This is a genomic window from Bradyrhizobium sp. DOA9, from assembly GCF_000617845.2.
Classification (GTDB): domain Bacteria; phylum Pseudomonadota; class Alphaproteobacteria; order Rhizobiales; family Xanthobacteraceae; genus Bradyrhizobium.
This window is the reverse complement of sequence record NZ_DF820425.1, coordinates 4,367,467-4,384,717: the sequence shown is the minus strand read 5'-3', so window position 1 is coordinate 4,384,717 and position 17,251 is coordinate 4,367,467. Positions and strand designations below refer to the sequence as shown.

Below are 17,251 nucleotides of genomic sequence, written 5' to 3'. Positions count from 1 at the left end.
AGCTACTTCTTCTTCCGGCTGTCGAGTGCCGTCTTGCAGGTGGCGCTGAGCTGGTCGCGCTTGGCGTTGAGGCAGGCGACGATGCCGCTGCCCGGCGCGATGCCGGCGCAGAATTTGTCGTAGTCCGCCTTGCACGCGCCGCGCGTTTCGGCTGAGTGTGCCGTGGCCCCGGAGAACGCGACGACGAAGGCGATAGCGGCAAAGCTCAACTTGGACATTGTATCTCCGAGGACGGAAGGCAGGAGCCGGTAGCTCTACATGAAGATCGCGACGTTCAACATCAACAACATCAACCGCCGCCTGCCCAATCTCCTGGCATGGCTGCGCGCTGCGAAGCCCGATGTGGTCGCGCTTCAGGAGTTGAAGGCAAGTGATGGCGAATTTCCGGCGGCCGCGATCGAAAAGATCGGCTATGGCGCGGTCTGGCGTGGACAAAAAACCTGGAACGGCGTCGCCATCCTCGCCCGTAACGCCGAGCCCGTGCTGACGCGCGACCGGTTGCCGGGAAAACCTTCCGATCTCGAAGCGCGCTACATCGAGGCCGCCGTGCGCGGCGTCATCGTCACCAGCATCTACCTGCCCAACGGCAATCCGCAGCCGGGACCGAAATTCGACTACAAGCTCGACTGGTTCGCGCGGCTGCGGCGCCACGCCAAGACCTTCATCAAGCAGGACCTGCCGGTGGTGCTCGCCGGCGATTACAACGTCGCGCCAACCGAGATCGACATCTATCCGACGCGCTCATGGGACAAGGACGCGCTGATCCAGCCGAAGAGCCGCGCGGCCTTTGCCGCGCTGGTCGAGCAAGGCTGGTGCGACGCGATCCGCCAATTGCATCCGGACAAGCGCATCTACACCTTCTGGGACTACATGCGGAACCGCTGGCCGCGCGATGCGGGGCTGCGGCTCGATCATCTCCTGCTCAGCCCCGCCCTCGCCCCGCGTCTCGCCAAGGCCGGCGTCGACAAGAAGATCCGCGGCGAGGACGGCGCCAGCGACCACGCGCCGGCATGGGTGGTGTTGCGGTGAGCCTCACCACAAATTCCTGCCGTCGATCACGTTGACCGGCACGGAGTCGAGATCGACATTGTCGAACAGGCGCGCCTTGACGGCGGGATGCCCCACAACAAGAACATGAAAACAACCCCATGCACAGTAGCCCGCCTCCAGCCGATTCAACGGCTTAAGGAATCGCCCATGCGCCTTGCCATGGCGGACGAACGGACCGGCTCGTCATCGGGACACCCGCTCGCTGCCCAAAGCGGCAGCGGTTCGAGGAGCTCAATTCTTCGCCGCGACCAGCGGTGATGCGCCGAACCTGTAGTTCAAGCCGACGCGGTATAGGTTGTTGCTGATATCCGACTCGTATGTCGAGGCAACGATGCCGATATTGCCTTGAGAGCGAAACGTCCCGAGATTGATGTGCAGATATTCGAGCTTCGCGCTCCAGTTCTCGGCGATCGCGGCCTCGATACCGCCACCGACAACCCAGCCGCCGCGCTCAAAGCGGGCGGCAGAGAAGCTGCTAAGCGGTGGCGCAAATTGGCTGAGATTCTGCTCGACACGCCCAAAAGCACCGCCGCCCGTGACGTACAGCAGAGCGGGCCCAGCCCCGTAGCCGATGCGCGCACGCGCGGTCACCAACCACGGCAGTCGATGCTCGACAATGGACGTTCCAAACCCCGGCGTCGGCGGACAGCCACGGCAGATGCTGTCCTTCTGAGCGGACCACTGCACGTCCGCCTCCAAACCGGCAACAACGCGTCCGGCCTGCCAATTGAAACCGACCTGCCCGCCGCCGACCGCCCCGTCAGGCGCAACAACGCTGCGCAAGGTGGCCGCCGGGGTCGCCACGAGTTCCTGGGTCAAGGGAGTGCGCGCCGCCCCGAAACCGAGATTGACGCCGGCATAGGCGCCGGCCCAGTCGCGGGTCTGCGACCAGGAAGCCCCCGCAGTCTCTTGGCCAAATCGATAATTCACCCCGAGCCGCGCCAGATGGGCGTTAAACTCGCCACCCGCGCGCACAGCGTCCGGCGCGAACGGAGGCGCGAACGGCACCACCTGGAAAGCGGTCCCGAGATGGAGATACAGATACTCGGCTTTGACCGTCCAGTTGCCGCCAAGCGCGGCTTCGATGCCTGTTCCCGCCGTCCATCCCGTGCGGGTGGCCGCCAAATTCGAAACAAGCACCTGCCCGCCCACGCAGCAGTTCACGTCCACGCTAACGCGGCCGAATGCTGCGCCGGCCGTGCCGTAGAACAGCAGCGGCCCCGTGCCGAGCCCCGCGCGGCCGCGCACCGTCGCAATCCAGCTGACCCGCTGGGTCATTCCGCCGCCGGGATCGACCCCGCAATTGGTGCAGTAGAAATCGTCCGCGTCGGCTCCCTGCCAATCCGCCTCGACACCGAAGACCCAATGCGCAATCTGCTTGTTATAGCCGGCCTGAACACCGCCGATGGCACCGCGCGGCGCCAGCGTCATGCTTGCTCCCACCGGCGCGCTGTCCAGGGAATAATTGCTCGGATTGTGCCCAGTCAGATAACCGAGGTTGACGCCTGCATAAAAGCCGGTCCAGTCGTACACGGCAACCGTGCGCTGCGCTTTCACCGGCATGGCGTGATCTGCGGCGGACGCCGCGCTCATCCATCCTGCGATCGCGACGACGATCGGTCCGATCCGCCGCATGCTCATCCACCGTTCCATTCCCAGTGCCATTCCAAACATGTCAGGTGCGCCTGAAACGTGATCGCCAAGCACCTTGCTCGTGCGCCACATTGCCCCTCGAACTTTGCTTATGTGAAAATGTGGTAGCTGGATGTAGCAGGAGGGCCACGCTCGATGCCTGCCGGAGGTTGTATCTGCAACTTCCCACTCGACGGCTCTTGCGTTCCCACAACGGCCCAGCCGACATTGGCGACATGAAAAGGCAGAACGGCACGCGGACACTCCGCGAAGACGCGCAAACCGTGGTCGACAGCTGCGGCTCCCATCTGGCGCGGATCGCAGCCAGGCAGATCACGCGTTTCGTCGACCAGAAGATGCGGAAGACGGATCTGGCGATCGAGCAATTCACCCTGCTTGCGGTGATCGCGTCGGCAGAGGACGACAGCCTGTCCGCGATCGGCGAAGCCGCATGCCTCGACAAGTCGACCTTGTCGCGCAACCTTCGCGCACTCGAGAGTAAGGGTCTGGTCGAAATCGCCGCGAACCTCAGGGGCTCGCGGCGGCGGCTGGCGTGGTTGACGGAAGCCGGTGCCCGCAAGCTCGAAGAAGCCATGCCGGTGTGGCGCGCCGCCAACGCAGCCCTGAACCGGCATGTCGATCTCGTGGTCACGAAGAAGATTGCCGGCGAGGCGCGGCGGCTGAACCGAAACCGCAGTCCTTAAGCATCGGCTCTGGTGTGGGTTCCGGCCTCGTAGCCCCGGTCGGGTGGGACAGACATTCGCGCTCCGCGCCCGCTCCGGCTACACTCGATGATTCCCGGAGCGCGCCCCTTGGCCTTCCTGTTCGTCCTCACCGTCGGCCTCATTGCCGGCACCATCTCAGGCATCGTCGGCACCGGCTCGTCGATCATGCTGATGCCGGTGCTGGTCTACGCTTACGGGCCGAAGGAGGCCGTGCCGATCATGGCGGTGGCCTCGGTGATGGCGAACTTCTCGCGCATTTTGGCGTGGTGGCGCGAGGTCGACTGGCGGGCCTGTGCGGCCTATTCGGTCACGGGCATTCCAGCGGCCGCGCTCGGCGCGCGGACGCTGCTGGCGCTGCCCTCGCATGCCGTCGATCTCGCCATCGGCCTGTTCCTGATCGCGATGGTGCCGGTGCGGCACTTTCTGGCGCGGCACGACCTCAAGGCCAATCTCTGGCACCTTGCGATCGGCGGCGCGGTGATCGGCTATCTCACCGGCATCGTGGTCTCGACCGGGCCGCTCAGCGTGCCGCTGTTCCTGTTCTACGGCCTGTCCAAGGGCGCGTTCCTCGCCACCGAAGCGGCCGCCTCGCTCGGGCTCTATTTCGCGAAATCAGTGACCTTCGAGCGTTTCGGCGCGCTCACCGGCGAGGTCTTCATCAAGGGCCTGATCGCGGGCTCATCGCTGATGCTTGGTGCCTTCATCGCCAAACGCTTCGTGCTGCATCTGAGGCCGGATGTTTTCCGCCTCTTGATGGACGCGATCATGATCGCGGCCGGGGTCTCGATGCTCTGGACCGCAACGCAGCCGTAACCCGGCCGCGGCTCAGGCGGCGAATTCCGGGCTGATCGATGGGCTGTCAGCGACGACGCGGCCCGACACGGCCGGCTGGCCCTCGAGCCATTGCAGCACGGCCTCGAGCGGCTGCGGCCGCTGATAGAGGAAACCCTGCCCGAGCCTCACGCCCATCTCACGCATGGCCTCGGCCTGTTCGGCGCGCTCGATGCCTTCGGCGACCAATGTCAGCCCCAGCGTGGCGGCAAGCGATGCGATGACGCCGACGATGGCCTTGTCCTCCGCGCTGTCGGGGATTTCGCTGATGAACGCCTTGTCGATCTTCACCTTGTCGAGCGGAAACCGGCGCAGATGGGCAAGCGAAGAGTAGCCCGTGCCGAAATCGTCGAGCGCGATCGTGGCCCCCAGGCGCCGCAGGCGATGCAGCGTTTCGGAGGCGCTGGCGATGTTGTTGATCAGCGATCCTTCCGTGATCTCGAGCTCGAGCATCGATGCTGCGACGCCGAAGCGCGCGCAGGTCGCGCGCAACTCGGCGGCGAGCGAATGGTCGGCAAGCTCGGATGGCGGTAGATTGATGGCGACCCGGATCTGCGGCCTGCCCGCGGCAGCCAATTGCTGCAAAGCCCGGCAGGCATCGGTCAGCACGTAGCGCGTCAGCCGCGCATTATTGCCGCTGCGCTCGATCAGCGGCAGGAATTCGCCGGGGCCGATCACGCCGTGCTCGGGATGGCGCCAGCGGATCAGCGCTTCCAGACCGACCACCTCATGGCTGTCGAGATCGACCTGGCTCTGGTACCAGACCTCGAACTGGCCCTCGGCGAAGCCGGTGGGAATGGCGAGCTCGAGATCCCTGCGGCGGCGATAGTCGCGCTGGAGCGCTTCGTCCAGCACGGCGACCGTGCCGGGCGCCTTGCTCTTGGCGTGATAGAGCGCGATGTCGGCGAGCGTCGGCAGATGCGACAGCTCCGGATCGTCGGCGTGGCGCACGGCCAGGCCGATGCTGGCGCGCGGCACCACCTGCTTGTCGTGGAGGCGGATCGGTTCGGAAATGGCATCGAGCACGCGTTGAGCGAATGCATGCGCGGCCTGCTCGTTGCTCACCTCGGGGCGAATGACGACGAACTCGTCGCCGCCGAGCCGGGCGACCCAGTCCCCGGCTTCGACCGCGCGACGAAGACGCTGCGAAATCTGGACCAGGAACGCATCGCCGGCCTCGTGACCGAAGGTGTCGTTGATGCCCTTGAAGTCGTCGAGATCGATGAAGCAGAACGCGACCAGCGTATCCGGCGCGCCTCCATTCTGGCTCGTCACGGCGAGGCGCTCGGTCAGGGAGCGCCGGTTAGGCAGCCCAGTGAGCGGATCGTGGGTCGCCATGTGTCCGAGCCGGTCCAGCGCGCCCGAGGTCGTGTGCTGCATGGCATTGAATGCGCGCGCGAGCTGGCCGAATTCGTTCGAGGAGGTGACGTCGGCCGGATAAGCCCGGCCGTCCTGCTTGCTGCGCTGGATCGCCGACATCATGGCCGCGAGCGGCCTGCCGATGAAGATGTTGGCGGAGATCCGCATGGCTATCAGGGTCGCGAACGTTGCGAGCAGCCCGACGACGAGCAGCAGCAGCAGGCGGCTGCCCGCATCCGCGTACAGCGTCGCACGCGAATAGGCGATGGCGATGCGGCCGGCCTGAACGGCCATATTGCCGTTGCTGTAGTGGATCGGGTGCGAGACCTCGGCGACCGACTGGCCTTGGGGGCGCGCGACCACGCGGGCGATCGCAGCGCCGGTATCGTCATAGACGGCCGCCGCCGCAATGGTCTCGTCGTGCATGATCTCGTTGAGCACGCCCGTGACCTGGTCGTAGCGCATCTTCCAGAGCGGCTCGGCGATCAGCTCGGCCCGGCTTTCGGCGACGCGGGCCATGCGGGCGTCGAGTTGCCTGAGCTGCGACCAGAAGCTCGATGCCTCGACGCCGGCGGAGGCGAGCAATTGAACCAGCAGCAGAACGGGCACGGTGGCCCAGATCATCGCGTGGACGACCGAGCGCAAGCGCGGCGGCGCTGCCTGCACGCTGCGATCCGGATCGGTCATCGCCTCATCCTTGCGCATCAATCCGCCACGCCTTCGGCAACCGGCAGCGACGAGATGAGCGCATCGAGCGAGAAATCGTATTGGCCGCAGCGTCCGGCCTTCGCCCGGAACCGCGTGAAGTCGATCCGGTCGAACGCACGGGTCTTGATGAGGTCGCCGACAGACGCGAGATTGTCGCGCGTGATCGCCGAGGTCTTGACCTCGACGCGGGGCGAAACGGCTGCAAAATCGCAGCCATCGGCATAGTCGCGCAGCAGAACGACTGACCAGCCGCCGAGCAGGAAATGTCCGCCATCGGTCAGGAGCATGCGGCCCGCCTTGATCTCCCGCAGCGCATCCTCCGACCAGTTGAGGCCGACCACCTGGATGTTCTCGCCGGGCACGAGGCCGGCGGCGATCGCCGCGCGTACCGCGCCGAGCGCCATCGGATCGTTACCGGCCCAGATCCCGGCAGGCCGGATCTGCTTGCGCGCGGCCCAGCTCAGGTAGTTTGCCGTAACGCGCTCGGCCTCGGACTGCGTCCAGTTGGCGAACAGCATGCGGTCCACCACGACGTCGGACGCAGCATCCACCGCGCGCGTGAGGCCGGCGTTGCGGGCGATCGAAGCCGGCGTGGTCTCGTCGCCACCGATGCCGAGAATGTGGATCTTGCCGTCCGCGCTCTGCCATTTTTCGGCGCGCGCCGCCGTGATCAGCGCATTGGCCATCCGCGCGCCCGCGGTCTGAAGATCGGTCGTGATGTCGCCGAGCCATGTCTTGAGCTTTTGCCTCGGCGGTCCAAAGCGCACCGCGTCCTCGCCGATCAGCGTGTTCGAGAGCAGCAGCGTCTTGACGCCCGCGGCTTCGGCCGCCTCGAGGATGGGAACGGCGGCGGATTCCTCGTTCGACAGGATGAGGAAGTCGGGCTTGTCGGGACGGGCCACCACGCCGAAGCCGAGCTCCTGCATGGTGCGGTGGTTGCGTTCGCTGGTCAGCACCTCGACACGCGCGTCGAGCTTGCGGCCGGCGGCCTGCATGGCCTGCGCGACCATGTCCCAGTAGACCTCGCCGGCCTTGCCGGGATTGACGAAGACGATGTTGAGGGGCTTGGCAACGCTACCGCCAACGGACCCAAAAGCGCCGCAGACCATGCCCGCCGCGAGCAATATTCGCAGGAATCTCGTCAATTTCGCCGCCCCCATTGGGTTCCGAGATTGCACCCACGTCCGCTAAGAATTGGCAAAATCGCACCGGGCACAGCGGCGCAAGGCTAACGAAAGGTATATCTCGCCTGCCGAATTCAGATATTCGAAGCGCCGGCGATCGACCTGCCAATCCGTGCTATCAGCAGATCTGAAACCCGCGACTCGCTATCCTCATGGCCAAATCCACCCTCTCCTTCGTCTGCCAGAACTGTGGCGCGGCCTATAACCGCTGGCAGGGCAAGTGCGAGTCCTGCGGCGAGTGGAATACGCTCGCTGAGGAAGACACCAGCGGCAGTGTGCCGGTGTCGATCCGCTCCAAGCGTAAGGGCCGAACGTTCGCGCTGGAAAGCCTCGCCGGAAAAAGCCCGGATGCGCCGCGCCTGTCCTCAGGGATGAGCGAGCTCGACCGCGTCACCGGCGGCGGCTTCGTGCGCGGCTCGGTGCTGCTGGTCGGCGGCGATCCCGGCATCGGCAAGTCGACGCTGCTGACGCAGGCGACCAGCCTCTTGGCGCGGGCCGGCCACCGCGTCGTCTACATCTCCGGCGAAGAGGCGGTCGCGCAGGTGCGCCTGCGCGCCGAGCGGCTCGGGCTGTCGGACGCGCCGGTGCAGCTCGCCGCCGAGACCTCGGTCGAGGACATCGTCTCGACGCTGTCGGAGGGCGCGGTGCCCCGGCTGATCGTGATCGACTCGATCCAGACCATGTGGACCGACACGGTGGAATCGGCGCCCGGCACGGTGACGCAGGTGCGCGCCTCGGCGCAGGCGCTGATCCGCTTTGCCAAGAAGACCGGTGCGGCCATCATCCTGGTCGGCCACGTCACCAAGGACGGCCAGATCGCCGGCCCGCGCGTGGTCGAGCACATGGTCGATGCGGTGATGTCGTTCGAGGGCGAAGGCTCGCAGCAATTCCGCATCCTGCGCGCGGTGAAGAACCGCTTCGGCCCGACCGACGAGATCGGCGTGTTCGAGATGACCGGCCTTGGCCTCCGCGAGGTCACCAATCCTTCCGAGCTGTTCCTGTCCGAGCGCGATCTCGGCACGCCCGGCACCGCGGTCTTCGCCGGCATCGAGGGTACCAGGCCGGTTCTGGTCGAATTGCAGGCACTGGTGGCCCCGACCTCGCTCGGCACCCCGCGCCGGGCCGTGGTCGGCTGGGATCCGAGCCGGCTCTCGATGGTGCTGGCGGTGCTGGAGGCCCATTGCGGGGTCAAGCTGTCCGGCCACGACGTCTATCTGAACGTCGCTGGTGGCCTGCGCATCCACGAGCCGGCGGCCGACCTGGCCGCGGCCGCAGCGCTGGTGTCCTCGCTGGTTAATGCGCAGTTACCCACCGATGCCGTCTATTTCGGCGAAATCTCGCTGTCGGGCGTGGTGCGCCCGGTGGCGCAGACCCCGGCCCGGCTGAAGGAAGCGGCAAAGCTCGGTTTCCAGCGCGCCGTGCTGCCCGAATCGGCACGGGGCGATGCGGGCGGCGACGCCGGCCTGTCCCTGAACGCGGTGAACAGCCTGACGACATTGGTGGCCGAGATCGCAGCCAGGGGCTCCCGCCGGGGCGAATCCAGCGCGCAGCCAGAGAAAAATGCCACACCGGCAAGATTCCGCCGCGGAGAGGGTTAGGTGGAGGTGACGCCGGAGGCCCTCGCCGCTATACAGCCGTCACAAAAGCAGCATGGGATTGCGTGGTTGCGGCCTTGCCGGGAACGCCGTCTGCCCGTCTTTTAGGGCAGCGGCCAAGCACCGATTCGGCCAGAAGCACCTTTGAAGTACGAGCGGACCAGACCAGCCGATGCCAGTAACACTCCTCGACCTGATCCTGCTCGGTGTGATGCTGATTTCGGGCCTGCTCGCCATGGTCCGCGGCTTCATGCGCGAAATCCTGTCGATCGCGGCCTGGGGTGCGGCGGCAATCGTGACGCTGTATTCCTTCTCGAAGCTGCTGCCAACCGCCAAGACCTATTTCAACAACGACACGGTCGCGAGCGTCGTCGTGGTCGCGGGCGTGTTCATCGGCACCCTGGTCGTGGTCTCCGTCATCACGGTCCGGATCTCCGACATGATCCTGGATTCGCGCATTGGCGCGCTGGATCGCACCCTTGGCTTCCTGTTCGGCCTGGCTCGCGGGCTTTTGATCGTCGTGGTCGCGTTCCTGTTCTTCACCTGGCTGGTGCCGGACAAGCAGCGCCCCGACTGGGTCACCGGGGCCAAGTCCCGGGTCGTGCTCCAGGGAACCGGCGATTGGCTGATGGCCCTCTTGCCTGACGACCCCGAGAACACCATCTTGAAGAGATTCAAGAAAAACAAACCAGATGATGATCAAGCTGAATCCGAGCAGCAGCCTTCGGGCAGTGGCGACGGGTACAGTAAATCGGCTCGTGACGGCATGAAAAAGCTGATCGAGAAACCTGCGGCGCGTTGATTTGGCCCTAAAGAGAGGCGCGGACGAGATGCGACACCCTGACCAGGACGCCCACACTGAACGCGATCCCGGCTCGGCCGCGTTAGAGCTTCAGGACGACCTGGACGGAGACACGATCCGCGAGGAATGCGGCGTCTTCGGCATCTACGGCCATCCCGATGCGGCCGCCATCACCGCGCTCGGCCTTCACGCCCTGCAGCACCGCGGCCAGGAGGCCGCCGGCATCGTCTCCTACGACGGCAGCCGCTTCCATTCCGAACGCCGCCTCGGCCTCGTCGGCGACACCTTCTCCCGCCGCGAGGTGATCGACCGCCTGCCCGGCAATGTCGCGGTCGGCCATGTCCGCTACGCCACGACCGGCGCGACCATCCTGCGCAACGTGCAGCCGCTGTTCGCCGAGCTCAATGCCGGCGGTCTCGCCGTCGCCCACAACGGCAATCTCTCCAACGGCCTGACGCTGCGCCGCGAGCTCGTCAAGAGCGGCGCCATGATGCAGTCGACCTCCGACACCGAGGTGATCCTGCATCTGGTGGCGCGCTCGAGGCGCAGCCGTTTCATCGAGCGCTATATCGACGCGCTGCGCGAGATCGAGGGCGCTTATGCGCTGGTCTCGGTCACCAACAAGAAGCTGGTCGGCGCGCGCGATCCGCGTGGCATCCGCCCGCTGGTGCTCGGTGAGCTCGATGGCTGCCCGATCCTGACCTCCGAGACCTGCGCGCTCGACATCATCGGTGCACGCTTCGTGCGCGACATCGAGCCGGGCGAAGTCATCGTGTTCGACGAGAACGGCCAGGACATCCACAAGCCGTTCCCGCCGATGGCGCCGCGCCCCTGCATCTTCGAATACATCTACTTCTCGCGGCCGGATTCCATCGTCCACGGCCGCTCGGTCTACGAGGTGCGCAAGGCCTTCGGTGCGCAGCTCGCGCGCGAGAGCCATGTGCCCGTCGACGTCGTCGTGCCGGTGCCGGATTCCGGCGTGCCCGCGGCGGTCGGCTACAGCCAGCATTCGGGCGTGCCGTTCGAGCTCGGCATCATCCGCAACCATTATGTCGGCCGCACCTTCATCCAGCCGACGCAGGCGATCCGCGAATCCGGCGTGCGCATGAAGCACTCGGCCAACCGCGCCGCGATCGAAGGCAAGCGCATCATCCTGATCGACGATTCCCTGGTGCGCGGCACCACCTCGAAGAAGATCGTGCGCATGATGCGCGATGCCGGCGCCAAGGAGGTGCATTTCCGCCTCGCTTCGCCCCCGATCCTCTATCCTGACTATTACGGCATCGACCTGCCCGACCGCGGCGGCCTCCTGGCTGCGACGCATTCGCTGGAGGAGATGCGCGAGCTCATCGGCGCGGACTCGCTCGCCTTCCTGTCGATCGACGGCATGTACCGCGCCATGGGCGAGCCCGGCCGCGACCCCGCCAATCCGAAGTTCGCGGATCATTGTTTTACCGGGGCCTACCCGACCCACCTCACCGACCAGACCCAGACCGAGCCGCAGCCGCGGCAGCTGTCACTGCTGGCGGAGGCGAGCTGACGCGAGGCCGCGACCATGCAGCTGGCCATCGCCATCGTCTGCGGACTGGTGTTGATCGGCTTTATTGTGTTCGCCTTCAGGCAAGGCATGAAGGTCACCCCCGACGGCTCGGGAAACGGAACCAACAGCGACAATATTCAGTTGGGCGGCGGTAGCTAAAAGCTTGAGGGCCTAAATTCCGTCATGACCGGGCTTGTCCCGGCCATCCACGCCTGTAAAACCCCCGCCATGACCAAACCCCTCGCTGACCGTATCGCTCTCGTCACAGGCGCCTCGCGCGGCATCGGCTTCGCCACCGCTATCGCATTGGCGAAAGCCGGCGCGCACATTGTTGCGGTCGCGCGCACGCAAGGCGGGCTGGAGGAGCTCGACGACGAGATCCGCAAACTTGGCGGCAGCGCCACCCTGGTGCCGCTCAACCTCACCGATTCCGACGGCATCGCGCGGCTCGGCGCCGGCCTGCACGAGCGCTACGGCAAGCTCGACATCCTGGTCGGCAATGCCGGCGTGCTCGGCCCGTCCTCGCCGATCGGCCATATCGAGCTGAAGACCTTTAACGACGTGATGGCTGTGAACGTCTCCGCGAACTTCCAGCTGATCCGCTGCATGGAGCCGCTGCTGAAGCAGTCCGATGCCGGCCGCGCCGTGTTCATCACCTCGGGTGCCGCCAACAAGGCCACTGCTTACGTCAGCCCCTACGCCGCGTCCAAGGCGGCACTGGAGACGCTGGCGCGCGCCTGGGCGCAGGAAACCGCGAACATGAAGTTGCGCGTCAATTTGTTCAATCCCGGCCCGGTCCGCACCCGCATGCGCGCGACCCTGATGCCCGGCGAGGATCCCGAGACGCTCGACACGCCCGAGCAGGTCGCCGAATTCATCGTGCCGCTGTGCGCGCCCGACTGGACCGAGACCGGCAAGTTCTACGACTACAGGACCCGCACCCTGATGAGCTTCCGCGCGCCGGCCTGATTGCCATCGGACGCCATACCGGGGGTAACGTCTATACCGCCGTGTCGATACCGAAAAAACGCATTCAGAAATTCAAGCCGCATCGGACGCGCTGAATAGCGTCTCAAGGCATTTTGCCCAAAAGTTAACCGATGGATGACGCTAGGACGCAGCGTCATCCGGCTTTAGGTGCATTGCCGTCTGGCGTCGGACACGGTAGAGCGTCAATCGGAACAAGGCTCCCGAAGAGAGCCGTCCGCTTATTTGACAATGGAGGAAAGCCTTTTATGACGATGCCCTCACGCCGCACCGCGGCTCTTCTGGCCTGTGCCGCTTTCGGCTTTGCCACATCCGCGTTCGCGCAAGACAAGACCATCAAGATCGGCGTGCTCAACGACATGTCGAGCCTCTATGCCGACATCGGCGGCCCGAACTCGGTGGCGGCGGTGAAGATGGCGGTCGAGGATTCCGGCCTGAAAGCCAAGGGCTGGACCATCGAGGTGCTCTCCGGCGATCACCAGAACAAGCCCGACATCGGCGTCAACATCGCACGGCAATGGATCGATGCCGACAAGGTCGACGCCATCGCGGACACGCCGAGCTCCGGCGTCGCGCTCGCGGTGAGCAACCTCGTCAAGGAAAAGAATGCGGTGCTGCTCAATTCGGGTGCGGCCACCGCCGACCTCACCGGCAAGGCCTGCACGCCCAACACCGTCTCGTTCACCTACGACACCTACATGCTCGCCAACGGCACCGGCAAGGCGCTGACCAAGGCGGGCGGCGACAGCTGGTTCTTCCTCACCGCGGATTACGCGTTCGGCCATGCGCTGGAGCGTGACACCGGCGCCGTCGTCACCGCGACCGGCGGCAAGGTGCTCGGCGGCGTCAAGCATCCGTTGAACACGGCGGACTTCTCCTCCTTCCTGCTCCAGGCGCAGTCGTCCAAGGCGAAGATCATCGGCCTTGCCAATGCGGGCGGCGACACCACCAACGCGATCAAGCAGGCCGCCGAGTTCGGCATCGTCCAGGGCGGCCAGAAGCTCGCCGCGCTGCTGCTGTTCATCAACGACGTGCACTCGCTCGGCCTCAAGACCGCGCAGGGCCTGACCTTCACCGAGTCCTTCTATTGGGACCTCAACGACCAGACCCGCGAATGGTCGAAGCGCTTCCAGAAGGCCTCGCCCAAGGGCTCGATGCCCTCGATGACTGTTGCGGGCCTCTATGCCGAGATCCTGCATTACCTGAAGGCGATGGACGCGCTCGGCAGCAATCCGCGTGACGGCGCCAAGGTCGTCGCCAAGATGAAGGAGCTGCCGACCGACGATCCGCTGTTCGGCAAGGGTCCGTTGCGCCAGGACGGACGCCGCCTCATCCCGGCCTATCTGTTCGAGGTGAAGAAGCCCGAGGAATCGAAGGGACCGTGGGACTATTACAAGCTGGTCGCCACCATCGCGCCGGAAGATGCGGCCAAGCCGCTCAAGGACAGCGACTGCCCGCTGGTGAAGAAGTGACCGCGTAGCGGTTCTACAACGGTGTCGACGACGTCATGCCCGGGCTTGTCCCGGGCATTGGCGTTTCAGGCCGTCTTCGCGCCACCCAGCGACCGCACGGCGATCACCACGCACACCACCATCAGCACCGCCGCGAGCAGGAACGGCGCGCCGGGCAGATGCAGCGGCGCGCCGGCGCCGATGAAATAGGAAAACGTCAGCGTGAACAGGAACGGGCCGACGAGCTGCGACACGCTCTGCACGCTCGCGGTCGCGCCCTGCAGCTGGCCCTGCTGATCGGGCGCAACGAGCCGCGTCATCAGCGCTTGCGAAGCGGCCCCCGAGATGCCCCACAGCGCCAGAATGGGAATCCCGAGCCAAGACAGCGGTCCGGTCGGCGCAGCGCCGAGGACCACGAAGCCGACCGCGCCACAGCAGAGGCCGAGCAGCAGCGCGTTGCGCTCGCCGAGCGCATGCACGATGGGTCCGATCGCAAACCCCTGCACCACCATGGCGCAGATGCCGACCATCGCGAGCGTCAGGCCCACCGTCTTGGAATCCCAGCCATAGCGATAGGTCGCGTAGAGCACGAAGGTCGAGGGCAGCACGACGTGGGCGACCTGCGCGATGAAGTTGACGATCGACAACGCGGCCAGCACCGCGTTGGAACGCAGCAGCTGCAGCGCGCCGAGCGGATTGGCGCTGCGCCAGCGGAACGGGGCGCGCTTGTCGGGCGACAGCGACTCCGGCAGCACGAACAGGCCATAGAGCGCGTTGGCGAAGCTCAGGGCCGCCGCGGCCCAGAACGGCAGGCGCGGATCGACATCGCCGAGCAGGCCGCCGAGCGCCGGGCCCAAGATGAAGCCGGCGCCGAAGGCCGCACCAATCCGGCCGAAGACCGCCGCACGCCGCTCCGGCGGCGTGATGTCGGCGATATAGGCGAAGGCGGTCGAGATGCTCGCCGAGGTAATGCCGGAGATGACGCGGCCGATGAACAGCCACGCAAGCGACGGCGCCAGCGCCATCAAGACGTAATCGGCCGCGAGCCCGAAATTCGACAGCAGCACCACCGGCCGGCGTCCGAAACGATCCGACAGCGCCCCGAGCAGCGGCGAGAACACGAACTGCATCAAGGCCCAGGCGGTGCCGAACAGGCCGAAGATGCGCGCGGCATGTGCTGTGTCGTTGTCGACGAAGCTCTCGATCAGCTTCGGCAGGACCGGCATGATCACGCCGAGCGCGATCATGTCGAGCAGGATCGTGACGAAGATAAAGGCGACCGCGCCGCGCCGGACGGGCGCAGCGCCCTGCACCGCCGCCTCGCCGGCGCCGTCGCTCACGACGGCCGCTTGCGCTTGTGCGCGAAGGGATTGGCCTTCTCGCGCAGCGTGATGCGCACCGGCGTGCCCGGCAGCTCGAAGGTCTCGCGCATGGAATTGGTCAGGTAGCGCAAGTAAGACTGCGGCACGGCGTCCGCCCGCGAGCAGAAGAGAACAAAACTCGGCGGGCGCGCCTTGGTCTGAGTGATGTAGTTCAGCTTCAGCCTGCGGCCGGAGACCGCCGGCGGCGGGTTGGCCTGGATCGCCTGCTCGAACCAGCGATTGAGCGCGGCGGTCGGCACGCGCCGGTTCCAGATCGCATAGGCGTCCTGGATCGCCTGCATCAGGCGATCGATGCCCTCGCCCATCAGGCCGGAGACGGCGACGATGGGCACGCCCTTGAGCTGCGGCAGCCAATGGTCGGCGTCGCGGCGCAGGCCCGAGATCGCGCCGCCGCCCTTCGTCTCCATCAGGTCCCATTTGTTGACGGCGAGCACGACCGCCCGTCCCTCGCGCTCGATCAGGTCGGCGATGCGCAGATCCTGCTCCTCGAAGCGGTTCTGCGAATCCATCATCAGCACGACGACTTCGGCAAAGCGCACCGCGCGCAACGCGTCCGCGACCGAGAGCTTTTCCAGCTTCTCCTCGATGCGCGAGCGGCGGCGCAGGCCTGCGGTATCGAACACGCGGAAGTCGCGGCCCTTCCAGTTGATCTCGACCGCGATGGAATCGCGCGTGGTGCCGGCCTCGGGGCTGGTCAGCAGGCGCTCCTCGCCGAGCAGGTGGTTGATCAGTGTCGACTTGCCGGCATTGGGCCGGCCGACGATCGCGACCCGGATCGGGCGCGTCGCGGCCTCCTCCTCGGTGAGCGGCGCGTCGTCCTCATCCTCGTCTTCCTCGACGGGCTCGGGCATCAGCCCGGCGAGCGCGTCGTAAAGCTCGCCCATGCCCTCGCCGTGCTCGGCCGAGATCTGGATGGGATCGCCGAGGCCGAGCGCGAACGCTTCCATCGCGCCGGCATCGCCGTGCTTGCCTTCGCTCTTGTTGGCGACGAGCAGCACCGGCTTGTTGGCCTTGCGGGCGAAATCGGCGAAGGCGCGATCGGTCGGCGTCAGGCCGATACGGGCGTCGACGACGAAGAACAGCGCGTCGGCCTGTGCGATCGCGGTCTCGGTCTGCTCCTGCATGCGCGCGGTGAGCGAGCCCTTGGCGCCCTCGTCGAGGCCGGCGGTGTCGATGATGGTGAAGCGGAGATCGCCGAGCCTGGCCTCGCCTTCGCGGCGGTCGCGGGTGACGCCGGGCAGGTCATCGACGAGCGCGAGCTTCTGCCCAACCAGGCGGTTGAACAGCGTCGACTTGCCGACATTGGGCCGGCCGATGATGGCGATCGTGAAGGACATCGGTCATTCGTGCGCTGCCGGGGCTGCGCCTGTCAATGCAACGGGAAATATTGTTTGAGCATGATCTCTTCGGAAAACCGCCTCACACTTTGCGCTAACGCGGCCCTTCGGGTCCGGATCATGCTCTAGCGCGAGAAGCTGCCGCTCGGCAGTGGCGCCGGAAAGGCGCTCTGCGATTGCTGCTGCGTGGCGGGGGCGGGTTGCGCCTGCGGGGCCGGCTGATCCGGCGCGGTGGTGCGCCTGCGGACGATCTTGTGCTTGGGCGGCGGAGCGGAGGTCGCTGGTGCTGCCTCCGGTTGGGCCTCGCCGTCGACCTCGCCGGCGGGGGCTTCGGCCGGCGCGGCCGCCGTGGCGGGCTGCCTGGTCTGCTTTGCCTTGGCCCCCTTCGCCGGCTTGGCCGGCTCCGGCTCCGCAGGCAGAGCCGCGACAGCAGGTGCGTTCGGGTCGGGCTGCTGCTGCGCGCCCTTGTACAGATCCCTTGGCACGCCCTGCTCGAGCCCCGGCACGCCCTCGGGGAAGACCGGCTTACGGTCGCCCGGCAGCTTCTTCTTGGTGTCGAGGAAGTCGAGCAGGTCGCTCGGATCGAAGCTGGAGCAGCCGCCCAGGACGCCGGTGAAGGCGATCAGGACGGCGGCTGCGATCAAGCGTGGCGTGCGGCGCATCTTGGT

Annotated in this window: 16 protein-coding genes; 9 read left to right on the top strand and 7 right to left on the bottom strand. The window is 66.2% G+C overall.

The window, feature by feature from the left end:
• Positions 1-2 precede the first annotated feature (2 nt).
• Positions 3-218, bottom strand: a complete 216-nt coding sequence (locus BDOA9_RS20355; RefSeq protein WP_025035812.1) for a cysteine rich repeat-containing protein — start codon at positions 216-218, stop codon at positions 3-5.
• A 40-nt stretch (positions 219-258) separates the two neighbouring features.
• On the opposite strand from BDOA9_RS20355, the gene BDOA9_RS20350 reads away from it, so the two are divergent.
• On the top strand, positions 259-1,029 hold the full coding sequence (locus BDOA9_RS20350) for an exodeoxyribonuclease III (RefSeq protein ID WP_025035811.1): 771 nt from the start codon (positions 259-261) through the stop codon (positions 1,027-1,029).
• A gap of 252 nt (positions 1,030-1,281) precedes the next feature.
• Here the strand turns inward: BDOA9_RS20350 and BDOA9_RS20345 are convergent, their stop codons facing one another.
• Entirely contained in the window at positions 1,282-2,691 is a 1,410-nt protein-coding gene (locus BDOA9_RS20345; RefSeq protein WP_025035810.1) for an outer membrane protein, read from the bottom strand.
• A gap of 227 nt (positions 2,692-2,918) precedes the next feature.
• Between BDOA9_RS20345 and BDOA9_RS20340 the strand changes: the two genes are divergently transcribed.
• Both BDOA9_RS20340 and BDOA9_RS20335 read left to right on the top strand, forming a co-directional pair.
• Entirely contained in the window at positions 2,919-3,386 is a 468-nt protein-coding gene (locus BDOA9_RS20340; RefSeq protein WP_025035809.1) for a MarR family winged helix-turn-helix transcriptional regulator, read from the top strand.
• Positions 3,387-3,494: 108 nt separating this feature from the next.
• Positions 3,495-4,220, top strand: coding sequence for a sulfite exporter TauE/SafE family protein (locus tag BDOA9_RS20335; RefSeq protein WP_025035808.1), 726 nt, complete (start codon positions 3,495-3,497; stop codon positions 4,218-4,220).
• Positions 4,221-4,232: 12 nt separating this feature from the next.
• Here BDOA9_RS20335 and BDOA9_RS20330 read toward each other — a convergent pair whose 3' ends face one another.
• Positions 4,233-6,302, bottom strand: a complete 2,070-nt coding sequence (locus BDOA9_RS20330) for a putative bifunctional diguanylate cyclase/phosphodiesterase (RefSeq protein WP_025035807.1) — start codon at positions 6,300-6,302, stop codon at positions 4,233-4,235.
• Entirely contained in the window at positions 6,302-7,465 is a 1,164-nt protein-coding gene (locus tag BDOA9_RS20325; RefSeq protein WP_042336274.1) for an ABC transporter substrate-binding protein, read from the bottom strand. The genes BDOA9_RS20330 and BDOA9_RS20325 overlap by 1 nt, the downstream gene beginning before the upstream one ends.
• 176 nt (positions 7,466-7,641) lie before the next feature.
• Here BDOA9_RS20325 and radA point away from each other — a divergent pair, with 176 nt between their 5' ends.
• From radA to BDOA9_RS20300, 6 genes are all read left to right on the top strand, one after another.
• A complete protein-coding gene (gene radA, locus BDOA9_RS20320; protein WP_025035805.1) occupies positions 7,642-9,087 on the top strand; it encodes a DNA repair protein RadA in 1,446 nt (481 codons plus the stop codon).
• A gap of 169 nt (positions 9,088-9,256) precedes the next feature.
• Complete coding sequence (locus BDOA9_RS20315) at positions 9,257-9,886, top strand: CvpA family protein (protein WP_025035804.1); 630 nt, start codon at positions 9,257-9,259, stop codon at positions 9,884-9,886.
• Positions 9,887-9,914: 28 nt separating this feature from the next.
• Positions 9,915-11,426, top strand: coding sequence for an amidophosphoribosyltransferase (gene purF, locus BDOA9_RS20310; RefSeq protein ID WP_025035803.1), 1,512 nt, complete (start codon positions 9,915-9,917; stop codon positions 11,424-11,426).
• Between the two features lie 15 nt (positions 11,427-11,441).
• The gene (locus BDOA9_RS38910; RefSeq protein ID WP_192859588.1) at positions 11,442-11,585 is read left to right on the top strand and encodes a hypothetical protein; all 144 of its coding nucleotides are present in this window, start codon (positions 11,442-11,444) and stop codon (positions 11,583-11,585) included.
• Positions 11,586-11,654: 69 nt separating this feature from the next.
• Complete coding sequence (locus tag BDOA9_RS20305) at positions 11,655-12,395, top strand: SDR family NAD(P)-dependent oxidoreductase (RefSeq protein ID WP_025035802.1); 741 nt, start codon at positions 11,655-11,657, stop codon at positions 12,393-12,395.
• Positions 12,396-12,661: 266 nt separating this feature from the next.
• Positions 12,662-13,885 (top strand): ABC transporter substrate-binding protein, encoded by a 1,224-nt coding sequence (locus BDOA9_RS20300; RefSeq protein ID WP_025035801.1) that lies wholly within the window; start codon positions 12,662-12,664, stop codon positions 13,883-13,885.
• A 65-nt stretch (positions 13,886-13,950) separates the two neighbouring features.
• Here BDOA9_RS20300 and BDOA9_RS20295 read toward each other — a convergent pair whose 3' ends face one another.
• From BDOA9_RS20295 to BDOA9_RS20285, 3 genes are all read right to left on the bottom strand, one after another.
• A complete protein-coding gene (locus BDOA9_RS20295; protein ID WP_025035800.1) occupies positions 13,951-15,204 on the bottom strand; it encodes a TCR/Tet family MFS transporter in 1,254 nt (417 codons plus the stop codon).
• The gene (gene der, locus BDOA9_RS20290) at positions 15,201-16,583 is read right to left on the bottom strand and encodes a ribosome biogenesis GTPase Der (RefSeq protein WP_025035799.1); all 1,383 of its coding nucleotides are present in this window, start codon (positions 16,581-16,583) and stop codon (positions 15,201-15,203) included. Before der ends, BDOA9_RS20295 begins: the two co-directional genes overlap by 4 nt.
• Positions 16,584-16,708: 125 nt before the next feature.
• Positions 16,709-17,245 (bottom strand): hypothetical protein, encoded by a 537-nt coding sequence (locus BDOA9_RS20285; protein ID WP_025035798.1) that lies wholly within the window; start codon positions 17,243-17,245, stop codon positions 16,709-16,711.
• Between the last annotated feature and the right edge of the window lie 6 nt (positions 17,246-17,251).